Annotated in this window: 14 protein-coding genes; all 14 read left to right on the plus strand. The window is 71.7% G+C overall.

The window, feature by feature from the left end; translation table 11 throughout:
- Positions 1–56 precede the first annotated feature (56 nt).
- Positions 57–668, plus strand: coding sequence for a bifunctional pyr operon transcriptional regulator/uracil phosphoribosyltransferase PyrR (gene pyrR / locus OG403_RS31515; protein WP_329570413.1), 612 nt, complete (start codon positions 57–59; stop codon positions 666–668).
- A gap of 22 nt (positions 669–690) precedes the next feature.
- The gene (locus tag OG403_RS31520; RefSeq protein WP_329570414.1) at positions 691–1,689 is read left to right on the plus strand and encodes an aspartate carbamoyltransferase catalytic subunit; all 999 of its coding nucleotides are present in this window, start codon (positions 691–693) and stop codon (positions 1,687–1,689) included.
- A complete protein-coding gene (locus tag OG403_RS31525; protein WP_329570416.1) occupies positions 1,686–2,990 on the plus strand; it encodes a dihydroorotase in 1,305 nt (434 codons plus the stop codon). Before OG403_RS31520 ends, OG403_RS31525 begins: the two co-directional genes overlap by 4 nt.
- A gap of 20 nt (positions 2,991–3,010) precedes the next feature.
- On the plus strand, positions 3,011–3,565 hold the full coding sequence (locus OG403_RS31530) for a PH-like domain-containing protein (RefSeq protein ID WP_329572664.1): 555 nt from the start codon (positions 3,011–3,013) through the stop codon (positions 3,563–3,565).
- Positions 3,562–4,725 carry a glutamine-hydrolyzing carbamoyl-phosphate synthase small subunit gene (gene carA / locus OG403_RS31535; RefSeq protein ID WP_329570419.1) on the plus strand — a complete coding sequence of 388 codons (1,164 nt, stop codon included), beginning with the start codon at positions 3,562–3,564 and terminating at the stop codon, positions 4,723–4,725. The genes OG403_RS31530 and carA overlap by 4 nt, the downstream gene beginning before the upstream one ends.
- 3 nt (positions 4,726–4,728) lie before the next feature.
- Positions 4,729–8,037: a carbamoyl-phosphate synthase large subunit gene (gene carB, locus OG403_RS31540; RefSeq protein WP_329570421.1), complete on the plus strand. Its 3,309-nt coding sequence runs from the start codon at positions 4,729–4,731 to the stop codon at positions 8,035–8,037.
- A gap of 68 nt (positions 8,038–8,105) precedes the next feature.
- A complete protein-coding gene (locus OG403_RS31545; RefSeq protein WP_329570423.1) occupies positions 8,106–9,200 on the plus strand; it encodes a quinone-dependent dihydroorotate dehydrogenase in 1,095 nt (364 codons plus the stop codon).
- A gap of 162 nt (positions 9,201–9,362) precedes the next feature.
- A complete protein-coding gene (locus OG403_RS31550; RefSeq protein ID WP_329570424.1) occupies positions 9,363–10,253 on the plus strand; it encodes a dihydroorotate dehydrogenase electron transfer subunit in 891 nt (296 codons plus the stop codon).
- The gene (locus tag OG403_RS31555; RefSeq protein WP_329570427.1) at positions 10,253–11,227 is read left to right on the plus strand and encodes a dihydroorotate dehydrogenase; all 975 of its coding nucleotides are present in this window, start codon (positions 10,253–10,255) and stop codon (positions 11,225–11,227) included. The genes OG403_RS31550 and OG403_RS31555 overlap by 1 nt, the downstream gene beginning before the upstream one ends.
- Positions 11,224–12,060, plus strand: coding sequence for an orotidine-5'-phosphate decarboxylase (gene pyrF, locus OG403_RS31560; RefSeq protein ID WP_329570429.1), 837 nt, complete (start codon positions 11,224–11,226; stop codon positions 12,058–12,060). The genes OG403_RS31555 and pyrF overlap by 4 nt, the downstream gene beginning before the upstream one ends.
- A gap of 266 nt (positions 12,061–12,326) precedes the next feature.
- Positions 12,327–12,653, plus strand: coding sequence for an integration host factor, actinobacterial type (gene mihF, locus OG403_RS31565; protein ID WP_280694587.1), 327 nt, complete (start codon positions 12,327–12,329; stop codon positions 12,651–12,653).
- 60 nt (positions 12,654–12,713) lie between these two features.
- Positions 12,714–13,271: a guanylate kinase gene (gmk, locus tag OG403_RS31570; protein ID WP_329570432.1), complete on the plus strand. Its 558-nt coding sequence runs from the start codon at positions 12,714–12,716 to the stop codon at positions 13,269–13,271.
- 109 nt (positions 13,272–13,380) lie between these two features.
- On the plus strand, positions 13,381–13,647 hold the full coding sequence (gene rpoZ, locus OG403_RS31575) for a DNA-directed RNA polymerase subunit omega (RefSeq protein ID WP_035840778.1): 267 nt from the start codon (positions 13,381–13,383) through the stop codon (positions 13,645–13,647).
- 206 nt (positions 13,648–13,853) lie between these two features.
- Positions 13,854–15,068, plus strand: coding sequence for a bifunctional phosphopantothenoylcysteine decarboxylase/phosphopantothenate--cysteine ligase CoaBC (coaBC, locus tag OG403_RS31580; protein ID WP_329572665.1), 1,215 nt, complete (start codon positions 13,854–13,856; stop codon positions 15,066–15,068).
- Positions 15,069–15,114 lie beyond the last annotated feature (46 nt).

A 15,114-nucleotide genomic window follows, 5' to 3' on the forward strand; every position in this document is an offset into this window, starting at 1 on the left:
ATTCAGACATCCTTTAAGGCCCGTCCAGTGAGGCGGGGAAGGAGGTCCGCTTCGGCATGACCACACCACAGACTGACACTCCGCGTCCGCCGCACCAGGTGCTGGACGGCGCGGACATCGCCCGGGTGATCACCCGGATCGCACACGAGATCGTCGAACGCGCCAAGGGCGCCGAGGACGTCGTGCTGCTCGGCATCCACACCCGCGGTGTCCACCTCGCCCGCCGGCTGCACGCCAAACTGACCCAGATCACCGGCCGCGAGCTGCCGCTCGGCACGCTCGACATCACCATGTACCGGGACGACCTGCGGCTCAAGCCCGCCCGCGCCCTGGAGCACACCGAGATCCCGGCCGGCGGGATCGACGGCAAGGTGGTGATCCTGGTCGACGACGTGCTCTTCTCCGGCCGCACCATCCGCGCCGCGCTCGACGCGCTCGGCGACATCGGCCGGCCGCGCGCCGTGCAGCTCGCCGTCCTGGTCGACCGGGGCCACCGCGAGCTGCCCATCCGCGCCGACTACGTGGGCAAGAACCTGCCCACCTCGCTGCGCGAGGCCGTGCAGGTCCGGCTCTCCGACGCCGACGGCATGGACGCCGTCCTGGTCGGCGACCGCGACTACGCCGCCCGCAGCTCGCAGGCGCTGGCCGCCCCGAACCCCGCTCCGTGACCCGGTAGGAGATGCCCCACCCATGCGCCACCTTGTCTCCGCCGCCGATCTCAGCCGCGACGACGCGCTGCTGATCCTGGACACCGCCGAGGAGCTGGCCCAGCTCTCCGGGCGGGCCGTCAAGAAGCTCCCCACGCTGCGCGGCCGCACCGTCGTCAACCTCTTCTTCGAGGACTCCACCCGCACCAAGACCTCCTTCGAGGTCGCCGAGAAGCGCCTGAGCGCCGATGTGATCAACTTCGCCGCCAAGGGCTCCTCGGTGGCCAAGGGCGAGAGCCTGAAGGACACCGCGCTGACCCTGCAGGCGATGGGCGCCGACGCGGTCGTGATCCGGCACCACGCCTCCGGCGCCCCGGCCCGCCTCGCCCAGTCCGACTGGCTGCACGGCAGCGTGATCAACGCCGGCGACGGCACCCACGAGCACCCGACCCAGGCCCTGCTGGACGCCTTCACCATGCGCCGGCACCTCAACCCCGGGCTGGGCAACGACCTCAGCGGCCGCCGGATCACCATCGTCGGCGACGTGCTGCACAGCCGGGTGGCCCGCTCCAACGTGCTGCTGCTGCAGACCCTGGGCGCGCACGTCACCTTCGTGGCGCCGCCCACCCTGCTGCCGATCGGCATCGAGAGCTGGCCCTGCGAGGTCTCCTACGACCTGGACGCCGCGCTCGCCAAGACCGACGCGCTGATGATGCTGCGGGTCCAGCGCGAGCGGATGAACGCCGCCTTCTTCCCCACCGAGCGTGAGTACTCGCGCCGCTACGGCATGCACGCCGGCCGCCTGGCCAAGCTGCCCGAGCACGCCATCGTGATGCACCCCGGTCCGATGGTGCGCGGCATGGAGATCACCGCCGAGGTGGCCGACTCGCCGCGCTGCACCGTGGTCGAGCAGGTCGCCAACGGCGTCTCGGTCCGGATGGCCGTGCTGTACCTCCTGCTCGGCGGCGCCGTCTTCACCGACGGCCCGACCGACGCCGCCCGCACCGAAACACGCACCGAAACGAACGAGGCCGCCCAGTGACCAGCTACCTGATCCGCAACGCCCAGATCCTCGGCGGCCCCGCGCAGGACATCCACATCGCCGACGGCGTGATCCGCGAGATCGGCACCGGCCTGGCGGTCGAGGCCGACGTCGACATCGACGCGCACGGCCTGATCGCGCTGCCCGGCCTGGTCGACCTGCACACCCACCTGCGCGAGCCGGGCCGCGAGGACGCCGAGACCGTGCTGACCGGCACCCAGGCCGCCGCCAAGGGCGGCTACACCGCGGTGCACGCGATGGCCAACACCTTCCCGGTGGCCGACACCGCCGGTGTGGTCGAGCAGGTCTGGCGGCTCGGCCGGGCCTCCGGCTACTGCGACGTGCAGCCCGTCGGCGCCGTCACGGTGGGCCTGGAGGGCAAGAAGCTCGCCGAGCTCGGCGCGATGCACGACTCCGCCGCCGGGGTGCGGGTCTTCTCCGACGACGGCAAGTGCGTGGACGACGCGGTGATCATGCGCCGCGCGCTGGAGTACGTGAAGGCCTTCGACGGTGTCGTCGCCCAGCACGCGCAGGAGCCCCGGCTCACCGAGGGCGCCCAGATGAACGAGGGCCGGGTCTCCGGCGAGCTCGGGCTCGGCGGCTGGCCGGCCGTCGCCGAGGAGGCGATCATCGCCCGCGACGTGCTGCTCGCCGCGCACGTCGGCTCCCGGCTGCACGTCTGCCACGTCTCCACGGCGGGCTCGGTGGAGCTGATCCGCTGGGCCAAGGCCAAGGGCTGGGACGTCACCGCCGAGGTGACCCCGCACCACCTGCTGCTCACCGACGAGCTGGTCCGCAGCTACGACCCGGTCTACAAGGTGAACCCGCCGCTGCGCACTGCCGAGGACGTGCACGCGCTGCGCGAGGCGCTGGCCGACGGCACCATCGACGCGGTGGCCACCGACCACGCCCCGCACCCGGCGGAGGACAAGGACTGCGAGTGGGCCGTCGCCGCGATGGGCATGGTCGGCCTGGAGACCGCGCTCTCGGTGGTCCAGCAGGCGATGGTCGACACCGGCCTGCTGACCTGGGAGGGCGTGGCGGACCGGATGTCCCACCGCCCGGCCCGGATCGGCCGGCTGGCCGGGCACGGACGCCCCGTCTCGGTCGGCGAGCCCGCCAACCTGGTGCTCTTCGATCCCGCGTACCGTGGCACCGTGAATCCGGACAGCTTCGCCACCCGCAGCCGCAACACCCCCTACCGCGGGCTCGACCTGCCCGGTCGGGTGCACGCCACCTTCCTGCGCGGGGTGGCCACCGTGCTGGCCGGTGAGCTCGTCGAGGCCGGCGAGGTGGCGTGAACACCACCGAGCTGGCCGTCATGCACAAGGCCCAGGTGCACAACTGGCCCGACTACATCGGCTGGTCGGTCGGCCTGCTGATCGTGGTCGGGGTCATCTACTGGCTGATGCGGCAGGGCTGGAACTGGCGCCGCACCCTGCAGTCCGACCTTCCGGCGCTGCCCGCCGTGCCGAGCGAGACCGGCACACCCATCCTGGAGAGCAGCGGCCGCTACCACGGCAGCACCACCGCCGGGAACTGGCTCGACCGGGTGGTGGCCCACGGGCTGGGTGCCCGGAGCCTGGCGGAGCTGATGCTGACCGAGCGCGGGCTGCTGGCCCGCCGCCCGGGGGCCGAGGACCTCTGGCTGCCCGCCGAGGACCTGACGGGCGCCCGGACCGACTCCGGCATCGCCGGCAAGGTCGTGCCGGCCGGGCTGCTGGTGGTCAGCTGGCGGCTGCACGGCACCGAGTTGGACTCCGGGTTCCGGCTGGACCACCCGGACGAGCACGCGGCCTGGGTCACGGCCGTGGCCGGCCTGGCCGACCGAACGACTGCAACACGTACGACGAAGACGGAAGGCGTAACACCATGACCGCACCTGCCCCCACCACGCCGCGCCCCTGGCGGGAGCGTGTGCCTGCCGTGCTGGTCCTGGAGGACGGCCGGACCTTCCGCGGCCAGGCGTACGGCGCGATCGGCGAGACCTTCGGCGAGGCCGTCTTCAACACCGGCATGTCCGGCTACCAGGAGACCCTGACCGACCCGTCCTACCACCGCCAGGTGGTGGTCATGACGGCCCCGCAGATCGGCAACACCGGCGTCAACGACGAGGACCCGGAGTCGCAGCGGATCTGGGTGTCCGGCTTCGTGGTCCGCGACCCCGCCCGGGTGCCCTCCAACTGGCGCTCGCGCCGCTCGCTGGACGCCGAGCTGGCGGCCCAGGGCGTGGTCGGGATCAGCGGCATCGACACCCGCGCGCTCACCCGCCACCTGCGCGAGCGCGGGGCGATGCGGGTCGGCATCTTCTCCGGTCCCTCGCTGGCCGATCAGACCGAGCTGCTGGCCCGGGTGCTGGAGGCGCCGGAGATGAAGGGCGCCGACCTGTGCGCCGAGGTCGCCACCACCGAGCCCTACGTGGTGCCGGCGATCGGTGCGAAGAAGTTCACCGTCGCCGCCCTGGACCTCGGGATCAAGGCGATGACCCCGCAGCGGATGGCCGAGCGCGGCATCGAGGTGCACGTGCTGCCCGCCAACTCGACCGTCGAGGAGCTCTACGCGGTCGCTCCGGACGGCATCTTCTTCTCCAACGGCCCCGGTGACCCGGCGACCGCCGACCACCAGGTCGCGGTGCTGCGCGAGGTGCTCAGCCGCAAGACCCCGTTCTTCGGGATCTGCTTCGGCAACCAGATCCTCGGCCGCGCGCTGGGCTTCGGCACCTACAAGCTCAAGTACGGCCACCGCGGCATCAACCAGCCGGTGCAGGACCGCACCACCGGCAAGGTCGAGGTCACCGCGCACAACCACGGCTTCGCCGTGGAGGCACCGCTGGACAAGGTGAGCGACACCCCGTTCGGGCGGGCCGAGGTCTCCCACGTCTGCCTCAACGACGACGTGGTCGAGGGCCTGCAGTGCCTGGACACGCCCGCCTTCAGCGTGCAGTACCACCCCGAGGCAGCGGCCGGTCCGCACGACGCCGCCTACCTGTTCGATCGGTTCCTGGAACTGATGACCCGCACCACCGCAGGGAGCTGACCCGTGCCGAAGCGCACCGACATCAAGTCCGTCCTGGTCATCGGCTCCGGCCCGATCGTGATCGGTCAGGCGGCGGAGTTCGACTACTCGGGCACCCAGGCCTGCCGGGTGCTGCGGGCCGAGGGCCTGCGGGTCGTGCTGGTGAACTCCAACCCGGCGACGATCATGACCGACCCGGAGATCGCCGACGCCACCTACGTCGAGCCGATCACCCCCGAGTTCGTCGAGAAGATCATCGCCAAGGAGCGCCCCGACGTGCTCCTGCCCACCCTCGGCGGGCAGACCGCGCTGAACACCGCGATCTCGCTGCACGAGAACGGCACGCTGGCCAAGTACGACGTCGAGCTGATCGGCGCCAACGTCGAGGCGATCCACAAGGGCGAGGACCGCCAGCTCTTCAAGGGCGTGGTCGAGGCCGTCAACGCCAAGATCGGCCACGGCGAGTCGGCCCGCTCGGTGATCTGCCACTCGATGGACGACGTGCTGGCGGGCGTCGAGACGCTCGGCGGCTACCCGGTCGTGGTCCGTCCCTCCTTCACCATGGGCGGCGCCGGCTCCGGCTTCGCGCACGACGAGGAGGACCTGCGCCGGATCGCCGGCCAGGGCCTGGCCCTGTCGCCGACCACCGAGGTGCTCCTGGAGGAGTCCATCCTCGGCTGGAAGGAGTACGAGCTCGAGCTGATGCGCGACCGCAACGACAACGTCGTGGTGGTCTGCTCGATCGAGAACTTCGACCCGATGGGCGTGCACACCGGTGACTCGATCACCGTCGCGCCGGCCATGACGCTGACCGACCGCGAGTACCAGACGCTGCGCGACATCGGCATCGCGATCATCCGCGAGGTCGGCGTCGACACCGGTGGCTGCAACATCCAGTTCGCGATCAACCCGGAAGACGGCCGGGTCATCGTGATCGAGATGAACCCCCGGGTCTCCCGCTCCTCGGCGCTCGCCTCCAAGGCCACCGGCTTCCCGATCGCCAAGATCGCCGCCAAGCTGGCCGTCGGCTACACCCTGGACGAGATCCCCAACGACATCACCGAGCAGACCCCGGCCTCCTTCGAGCCGACCCTCGACTACGTGGTGGTCAAGGTTCCGCGGTTCGCCTTCGAGAAGTTCCCGTCGGCCGACGCCACGCTGACCACCACCATGAAGTCGGTGGGCGAGGCCATGGCGATGGGCCGCAACTTCCCCGAGGCGCTGAACAAGGCGCTGCGCTCGCTGGAGAAGAAGGGCTCGCAGTTCACCTGGATCGGCGAGCCCGGCGACAGGTCCGAGCTGCTGACGAAGGCCCAGATCCCGACCGACGGCCGGATCAACACCGTGATGCAGGCGATCCGGGCCGGTGCCACGCAGCAGGAGGTGTTCGAGGCCACCAAGATCGACCCGTGGTTCGTCGACCAGCTCTTCCTGCTCAACGAGATCGCCGCGGAGCTGGCCGAGGCCGCCGAGCTGGACCCGGAGCTGCTGCGGCACGCCAAGCGGCACGGCTTCTCGGACCAGCAGATCGGCGAGATCCGCGGGCTCAAGCCGGACGTGGTCCGCGCGGTGCGGCACGCGCTGGGCATCCGGCCGGTCTTCAAGACGGTGGACACCTGCGCCGCCGAGTTCGCCGCGAAGACCCCGTACTTCTACTCCTCCTACGACGAGGAGTCCGAGGTCGCCCCGCGCACCAAGCCCGCGGTGATCATCCTCGGCTCGGGTCCGAACCGGATCGGCCAGGGCATCGAGTTCGACTACTCCTGCGTGCACGCCTCCTTCGCGCTGGCCGAGGCCGGGTACGAGACCGTCATGGTCAACTGCAACCCGGAGACCGTCTCCACCGACTACGACACCTCCGACCGGCTCTACTTCGAGCCGCTCACCCTGGAGGACGTGCTGGAGATCGTGCACGCCGAGTCGCTGGCCGGGCCGCTGGCCGGCGTCATCGTGCAGCTCGGCGGCCAGACCCCGCTGGGCCTGGCGCAGGCGCTGAAGGACAACGGCGTGCCGATCGTCGGCACCCAGCCCGAGGCGATCGACCTGGCCGAGGAGCGCGGCGCGTTCGGCCGGGTGCTGCGGGACGCGGGACTGCCGGCCCCCAAGCACGGCACCGCCTTCTCCTTCGAGGAGGCCAAGGCGATCGCCGACGAGATCGGCTACCCGGTGCTGGCCCGCCCGTCCTACGTGCTCGGCGGCCGGGGCATGGAGATCGTCTACGACGAGGCCAGCCTCGCCTCCTACCTGGAGCGGCACGCCGGTCTGATCTCCGAGCACCCGGTGCTGATCGACCGCTTCCTGGACGACGCGGTGGAGATCGACGTCGACGCGCTCTTCGACGGCACCGAGCTCTACCTGGGCGGCGTGATGGAGCACATCGAGGAGGCCGGCATCCACTCCGGCGACTCGGCCTGCGCGCTGCCGCCGATCACCCTGGGCGGCTACGACATCAAGCGGCTGCGGACCTCCACCGAGGCGATCGCCCGCGGCGTCGGGGTGCGCGGTCTGATCAACATCCAGTTCGCGCTGGCCGGGGACATCCTCTACGTGCTGGAGGCCAACCCGCGCGCCTCGCGCACCGTGCCGTTCACCTCCAAGGCGACCGCCGTGCCGCTCGCCAAGGCGGCGGCCCGGATCTCGCTGGGCGCCACCATCGCCGAACTGCGCGCCGAGGGCATGCTGCCGGCCGAGGGCGACGGCGGCACGCTGCCGGCCGACTGCCCGATCTCGGTCAAGGAGGCCGTGATGCCGTGGAGCCGCTTCCGCGACATCCACGGGCGCGGCGTGGACACCGTGCTCGGCCCGGAGATGCGCTCGACCGGTGAGGTCATGGGCATCGACAAGGTCTTCGGCACCTCCTACGCCAAGGCGCAGGCCGGCGCGTACGGCGCGCTGCCGACCAAGGGCAAGGTCTTCGTCTCGGTGGCCAACCGGGACAAGCGCAACCTGGTCTTCCCGGCCCGGGCGCTGGTCGAGCTGGGCTTCGAGGTGCTCGCCACGGCCGGCACCGCCGAGGTGCTGCAGCGCGGCGGCATCCCGTCCACGCTGGTGCGCAAGCACAGCGAGGGCGAGGGGCCGAACGGCGAGCGGACCATCGTGCAGCTGATCCACGACGGCGAGGTCGACCTGATCATCAACACCCCCTACGGCACCGGCGGCCGGCTGGACGGCTACGAGATCCGCACCGCCGCGGTCTCCCGGGGCGTGCCCTGCCTGACCACCGTGCAGGCGATGGGTGCGGCCGTCCAGGGCATCGACGCGGTGACCCGCGGCGACGTCGGGGTGATGTCGCTGCAGGAGCACGCGGCGCTGATCAACTCCAGCCGCAAGTAGCAGGATCCTGTGTGGGAGGCACCCGGGCCGGGTGCCTCCCACACCCATGTGAGGAAGGCGCCGCGCGCGTGTACAAGCTGCTTTTCAATCTGGTCTTCCGGAAGATGGATCCCGAGAAGGCCCACCACCTGGCGTTCTTCTGGATCCGGCTGGCCGCCTCGGTGCCGGGCCTGCGGCAGTTGGTCGCCCTGGTGCTCGCGCCGCGGGACCAGGCGCTGCGCACCAACGCGCTCGGCCTGGACCTGCCGGGCCCGTTCGGGCTCGGCGCGGGCTTCGACAAGAACGCGGTCGGGATCGACGGTCTGGCGATGCTCGGCTTCGACTACGTGGAGATCGGCACGGTCACCGGTGAGCCGCAGCCCGGCAATCCGGCACCGCGCCTGTTCCGGCTGGTCGAGGACCGGGCGCTGATCAACCGGATGGGCTTCAACAACCAGGGCTCGGCCCGGATCGCGGCCCGCCTGGCGCAGCGCCAGCGCGGCTCGCTGTCACCGGTGGTCGGGGTGAACATCGGCAAGACCAAGGTGGTCGAGGAGGCCGACGCGGTCGCCGACTACGTCAAGAGCACCGAGCGGCTGGCCGGGTACGCGGACTACCTGGTGGTGAACGTCTCCTCGCCGAACACCCCGGGGCTGCGCAACCTGCAGGCCGTCTCGCACCTGGGCCCGCTGCTCAGCGCGGTCCGCGAGGCCGCCGACCGGAGCTGCACGCACCATGTGCCGCTGCTGGTGAAGATCGCGCCCGACCTGGCCGACGAGGACGTCGACGCGGTCGCCGACCTGGCGCTGGAGCTGGGCCTGGACGGCATCATCGCCACCAACACCACGATCGGGCGCGCGGGGCTGCTGGCCCCGGCCGCGCGGGTCGAGCAGATCGGCATGGGCGGGCTCTCCGGGGCGCCGCTGAAGGACCGCTCGCTGGAGGTGCTCAAGCGGCTGCGCAAGCGCACCGAGGGGCGCCTGGTGCTGGTCTCGGTCGGCGGGATCGAGACGGCCGAGGACGCCTGGCAGCGGATCCTGGCCGGCGCCGACCTGGTGCAGGGGTACACCGGCTTCATCTACGAGGGGCCGTTCTGGATGCGCCGGGTGCACCAGGGGCTGGGCCGGCGGCTGCGGCGGGCGGGCTTCAGCAGCATCGCGCAGGCCGTGGGCTCGGGCGTCTGAGCCCTGGGTTCCGTGTTGTCATGATCATCTGACGATATGTCATAAATCAGGGCAATGTGACAGTCGGCGGACGGATTTGGGAGAGTTCCGGGAGCCAGCGAACCGAGATGACCGGCCGGCGGTCGGTCCAAGCAGCCAGAGCGGTGGAAAGGGGCCACAGTCATGGCCAACCCCTTGCAGCTGCGGGCCGAGGTGCTCGCCAATCACCCGGAAGGGGCGTGCCACCGCCTGGTGCTGCACGCCCCGGGCGTGCCGCAGCGGGTACGGCCCGGGCACTTCGCCACCCTGGCGGTGGGCGGGGCCGACTGCGCCCTGCCGCTGCGCCGGGCCTTCTCGATCCACCGGGTCGACCCGGCGGCGGAGACCGTCGAGCTGGTGATCGCCGCCCGGGGCGCCGGCAGCCGCCTGTTGGCCGCCGCCCGGGTCGGCGAGCGGGTCGATCTGATCGCCCCGCTCGGCACGCCCTTCCCGCTGCCGGACGGCCCGGTCAGCGCGCTGCTGGTGGCCGGCGGCCACCGCGCCGCGCCGCTCTTCGCGCTCGGCGCCGAGATCCAGCGGCGCGGCGGGCGGGTCGGCTTCATCCTGGGCGCCGCCACCGCCGAGCGGCTCTACGGGGTCGAGCAGGCCCGCGCGCTCACCCCGGACGTGCTGCTGCTCACCGAGGACGGCTCGCTCGGCCTGACCGGCCGGGCCAGTGACCCGCTGGCCGAGGCGATCCAGGCGATCGAGGCCGGCGTGGTCTACGCCTGCGGGCCGATGGACATGCTGCGGCGGGTCACCGAGATCGCCGCCGAGCAGGCGGTGCGCGCCCACACCGCGGTCGAGGCGGCGATGGCCTGCGGCACCGGGATCTGCATGACCTGCGTGCTGCCGGTGGTCGGCCAGGACGGCCGCAGCCGCTTCGTGCGGGCCTGCGTCGACGGGCCGGTCTTCGAGGGCGCCCGGGTGCGCTGGGCGGACATCGGGACGGTTCCCGCCGACCTGGAAGGCGCCGCCGCGATGAGCGGTGCGGTGCCCGGTGCGGTCTTTGGCGCGACGGGAGGGCAGGGCTGATGGACCCGCAGGACGTCGACCTCAGCGCCCCGCTCGGCGCGCTCACCCTGCCCAACCCGCTCAGCACCGCCTCCGGTTGCGCGGGCTACGGGCGCGAGCTGGCCAGGTTCGTGCCGCTGGACGAGCTGGGCACCGTCACCACCAAGACGATCATGCCCTACCCGCGGGCCGGTGAGGCCACCCCGCGGATGGCCGAGACCCCCGCCGGGATGCTCAACTCGATCGGGCTGCAGGGCTCGGGGATCGAGCACTTCGTCCGGCACGAGCTGCCCTGGCTGGCCGAGCGCGGCGCCCGGGTGCTGGTCTCGATCGCCGGGCAGCGCCTGGAGGAGTTCACCGAGACCGCCGAGCGGCTGACCGGGCAGCCCGGCCTGGTCGGCCTGGAACTCAACATCTCCTGCCCCAACCTGGCCGATCGCGGCCTGGTCTTCGGCCGCAACCCCGCCACCTCCTACGACGTGGTGCGCGCCGTGCGCCAGGTCGCCGACCCCGAACTGCCGGTCTACGCCAAGCTCTCGCCCGACGTGACCTCGATCACCGAGATCGCCGCCGCCTGCGCGTACGCCGGGGCCGACGGCCTGTCGATGATCAACACCGCCCTCGGCCTGGCCGTCGACCTGGACACCATGCGCCCCGCGCTGGCGGCCGGCGCCGGCGGGCTCTCCGGGCCCGCGCTGCGCCCGATCGCGGTGCGCTGCGTCTACGAGGTGCACGCCGCGATGCTCGCCGGGCGGATCCCGCAGGTGCCGATCCTCGGCATGGGCGGCATCCGCAGCGGGCGGGACGCGCTGGAGTTCACCCTGGCCGGGGCGAGCGGGGTGGCGGTGGGCACCGCGCTCTTCCGCGACCCGGCCGCGCCGCGGCGGATCCTCGCCGAACTGCGCGCCGAACTGGCCGCCCGTGGCTTCGCCAAGTACACCGACGCGGTGGGGTTCGCCCACCGTCCCGCTCTCCGTCCGGAAAGGACCTCATGACTCTCGCCCCCTTCGGCACCCGGCTGCGCCAGGCCATGGACGACCGCGGCCAGCTCTGCGTGGGCATCGACCCGCACGCCGCCCTGCTCTCCGCCTGGGGCCTGGGCGACGACCTGGCCGGCCTGGAGACCTTCAGCCGCACCGTGGTCGAGGCGCTCGCCGACCGGGTGGCCGTGCTCAAGCCGCAGGCCGCCTTCTTCGAGCGGTTCGGCAGCAAGGGCGTCGCCGTCCTGGAGCGGACCGTCGCCGAGGCCCGCGCGGCCGGCGCGCTGGTGCTGATGGACGCCAAGCGCGGCGACATCGGCTCCACCATGGCCGCCTACGCCGAGGCCTTCCTGCGGCCCGACAGCCCGCTCTTCTCCGACGCCCTCACGGTCAGCCCCTACCTCGGCTTCGGTTCGCTGCGCCCGGCGCTCGACCTGGCCCGCGAGCACGGCTGCGGGATCTTCGCGCTCGCCCTCACCTCCAACCCGGAGGGCTTCGAGGTGCAGCGCGCGCTCGGCGCCGACGGGGTGAGCGTGGCCCAGCAGGTGCTGCGCCACCTGGCGGCCGAGAACGCCGGCGCCGAGCCGCTCGGCTCCTTCGGCGCGGTGGTCGGCGCGACGCTGGCCGACGCGGGCGTGGACCTGGCGATCAACGGCCCGCTGCTGGCCCCCGGGATCGGCGCCCAGGGCGCGACCATGGCGGACCTGCCCCGGGTCTTCGGAGCGGCCGTACCTGACGTGGTACCGAGCGTCAGTCGAGATGTGCTCAAGCACGGACCCTCGGTCAGCACGCTGCGGGAGGCCGCGCAGCGCTTCGTCGAGGATGTGAGGGCTGTCACACTCGCTTGACGAACAGGGCCCAAACCGGGCCGTTTTCTCCCGAAAAGTCCTGGCCTACCTGTGCTGACCAGGACTTTTCGGCTTCTTTTCCTGACGCGGGCGCGCAATCCGGGTAGTGTCCGGCGGTAGGTGCCCAAGGCGGTGTGTTTCTCGTTGCTCTCGCAGGTCAGAGCGGCTAGGTTCCTCTGCGGTCGCAGCCCAACGGGCTGTGGCAGGCCCCTGGTTCGACCAATGTCCTAGCACTTCAATTCCTTCCAGACCCTGAGGTGAACGGCGTGGCTCTTCCGCCCCTTACCCCTGAACAGCGCGCGGCCGCGCTGGCCAAGGCCGCCGAGGCTCGCCGGGAGCGCGCCGAGGTGAAGAACCGGCTCAAGCACTCGGGCGCCTCCCTGCACGAGGTGATCAAGGCCGGCAAGGCCGACAACGAGGTCATCGGCAAGATGAAGGTCTCCGCGCTGCTGGAGAGCCTCCCGGGCGTCGGCAAGGTCCGCGCCAAGCAGATCATGGAGCGCCTCGGCATCAGTGAGAGCCGTCGGGTTCGCGGCCTCGGCACGAACCAGATCGCCTCGCTGGAGCGCGAGTTCGGCGGCACGCCGTCCTGATCGGGTGGTGTCGCCGTACCGGTGGTCCCAGGTTCGTCCAGAATCCGGGATAATCGGTGCATGAGTGAACGTCCGCGGCTGACCGTGCTCTCCGGCCCCTCGGGGGTCGGCAAGAGCACGGTCGTCGCTCATCTGAGGCAGCAGCACCCCGAAGTCTGGCTCTCGGTGTCGGCCACCACCCGGCATCCGCGACCCGGCGAGAAGGACGGGGTCCATTACCACTTCGTCGACAGCGACGAGTTCGACAAGCTGATCGCCAACGGCGAGCTGCTGGAGTCGGCCGTCTTCGCCGGCAACCGGTACGGCACCCCGCGCGCGGCGGTCGAGCAGAAGCTGGAGCGCGGCGAGCCCGTGCTGCTGGAGATCGACCTGCAGGGCGCCCGTCAGGTGCGCCAGTCGATGCCCGAGGCGCAGCTGGTCTTCCTGGCCCCGCCGAGCTGGGAGGAACTGGTCCGCCGGCTCACCGGGCGCGGCACCGAGCCGCAGGAGGTCATCGACGAGCGGCTGGCCGCCGCGAAGATCGAGTTGGCCGCCGAGCCGGAGTTCGACACCACGCTGGTGAACACCTCGGTCGAGCAGGTGGCGGCCGAGCTGCTAGCCTTGCTCGGTGTAAACTGATCCGATCTTTCTGACTCAGTCGATCTCCGTCGATTCCGACTTGATCGATTCTGATTCGGCCTGATCGATTCAGGAACTGTTCTTTGCCACCCTTTCGGAAGGTTTTCGCGTGTCCTCTTCCATGACCGCGCCCGAGGGCATCATCAACCCGCCGATCGACGAGCTGCTTGAGGCCACGGACTCGAAGTACAGCCTGGTGATCTACGCCGCCAAGCGCGCGCGTCAGATCAACGCGTACTACTCGCAGCTCGGTGAGGGTCTGCTTGAGTACGTCGGTCCGCTGGTCGACACCCACGTGCACGAGAAGCCGCTGTCGATCGCGCTGCGCGAGATCAACGCCGGCATGCTGACCGCCGAGGCCGTTGACGCCGCCTGACGGTACGCACTTCGCAGAGGCCCGCCGGATTCGTCCGGCGGGCCTCTGTGCTGTTCGCGCTCCGCTGTTCGCACTCTGCTGATCGCGCTCTGCTTTTCGGCCGTCGTCCGCTCTTCGGCCCGTGCCGTCCGGTCTCCGGGTTTCCGGCTGCTGCGCCGGGCGGATCTGAGGAGTCGTAAGGTGAACGCGTGAGTGAGACGAGCCCTGTGCGGCAGCCCAATGTGGTCCTCGGTGTGAGCGGCGGGATCGCCGCGTACAAGGCGTGCGAGCTGCTGCGCCGGTTCAGCGAGTCCGGGCACCAGGTCACCGTGGTGCCGACCGCCGCGGCGCTGCACTTCGTCGGCGAGGCCACCTGGGCCGCGCTCTCCGGGCGGCCGGCCGCCACCGAGACCTGGGAGCGGGTGCACGAGGTCCCGCACGTCCGGATCGGGCAGCGGGCCGACCTGGTGGTGGTGGCGCCCGCCACCGCCGACCTGCTCGCCAAGGCCGCCCACGGCCTGGCCGACGACCTGCTCACCAACACCCTGCTGACCGCCCGCTGCCCGGTGGTCTTCGCCCCCGCGATGCACACCGAGATGTGGGAGCACGCCGCGACCCAGGAGAACGTCGCCACCCTGCGGCGGCGCGGCGCGATCGTGCTGGAGCCCGCGGTGGGCCGGCTGACCGGGGTGGACACCGGCAAGGGCCGGCTGCCCGACCCGGACGCGATCTTCGCCGCCTGCCGCCGGGTGCTGGCCCGCGGCGCGGCGCCCGCCGACCTGGCGGGCCGCCATGTGGTGGTCTCGGCCGGCGGCACCCGTGAGCCGCTGGACCCGGTGCGGTACCTGGGCAACCGCTCCTCCGGCAAGCAGGGCTACGCGCTCGCCGTGACCGCCGCCGCGCGCGGCGCCCGGGTCACCCTGCTGGCCGCCAACGTCGAGCTGCCGGACCCGGCCGGGGTGGATGTGGTCAAGGTCACCACCGCCCTCGAACTGCGCGAGGCCGCCGTGAAGACGGCCGCCGAGGCCGACGTCGTGGTGATGGCCGCCGCGGTGGCCGACTTCCGGCCGGCCGAGTACGCCGCCGTGAAGATCAAGAAGAAGGACGGGGTGGAGCCCGCGCCGGTCGCCCTGGTGCGAAATCCGGACATCCTCGCCGAGCTGTCCGGCACTCGGACCCGGCCCGGTCAGCTGGTGGTCGGGTTCGCGGCCGAGACCGACCAGGTGCTGGAGCACGGCCGGGCCAAGCTGGTGCGCAAGGGGTGCGACCTGCTGGTGGTCAACGAGGTGGGCGAGGGTCGGGCGTTCGGTGCGGACACCAATGAGGCCGTGGTGCTGGGCGCCGACGGTTCCGAGACGGCGATCGCGCCCGGCCCCAAGGAGGACGTCGCGGACGCGATCTGGGACCTGGTCGCCGCCCGGCTCGGGGTGCCCACCGATTGAGACAGGGGGTCCATAAACCTCGCAGGGAGTATTGAACGGCGATAGC

Origin of the sequence: Kitasatospora sp. NBC_01266 (assembly GCF_036242395.1) — a bacterium.
Taxonomy (GTDB): domain Bacteria; phylum Actinomycetota; class Actinomycetes; order Streptomycetales; family Streptomycetaceae; genus Kitasatospora.

Excerpts from the sequence above, each read along its gene's own strand:
- pyrR (WP_329570413.1), top strand. The coding sequence starts at position 57 with ATGACCACACCACAGACTGACACTCCGCGTCCGCCGCACCAGGTGCTG.
- OG403_RS31520 (WP_329570414.1), top strand. The coding sequence starts at position 691 with ATGCGCCACCTTGTCTCCGCCGCCGATCTCAGCCGCGACGACGCGCTG.
- OG403_RS31530 (WP_329572664.1), top strand. The coding sequence starts at position 3,011 with ATGCACAAGGCCCAGGTGCACAACTGGCCCGACTACATCGGCTGGTCG.
- carA (WP_329570419.1), top strand. The coding sequence starts at position 3,562 with ATGACCGCACCTGCCCCCACCACGCCGCGCCCCTGGCGGGAGCGTGTG.
- OG403_RS31550 (WP_329570424.1), top strand. The coding sequence starts at position 9,363 with ATGGCCAACCCCTTGCAGCTGCGGGCCGAGGTGCTCGCCAATCACCCG.
- OG403_RS31555 (WP_329570427.1), top strand. The coding sequence starts at position 10,253 with ATGGACCCGCAGGACGTCGACCTCAGCGCCCCGCTCGGCGCGCTCACC.
- pyrF (WP_329570429.1), top strand. The coding sequence starts at position 11,224 with ATGACTCTCGCCCCCTTCGGCACCCGGCTGCGCCAGGCCATGGACGAC.
- gmk (WP_329570432.1), top strand. The coding sequence starts at position 12,714 with ATGAGTGAACGTCCGCGGCTGACCGTGCTCTCCGGCCCCTCGGGGGTC.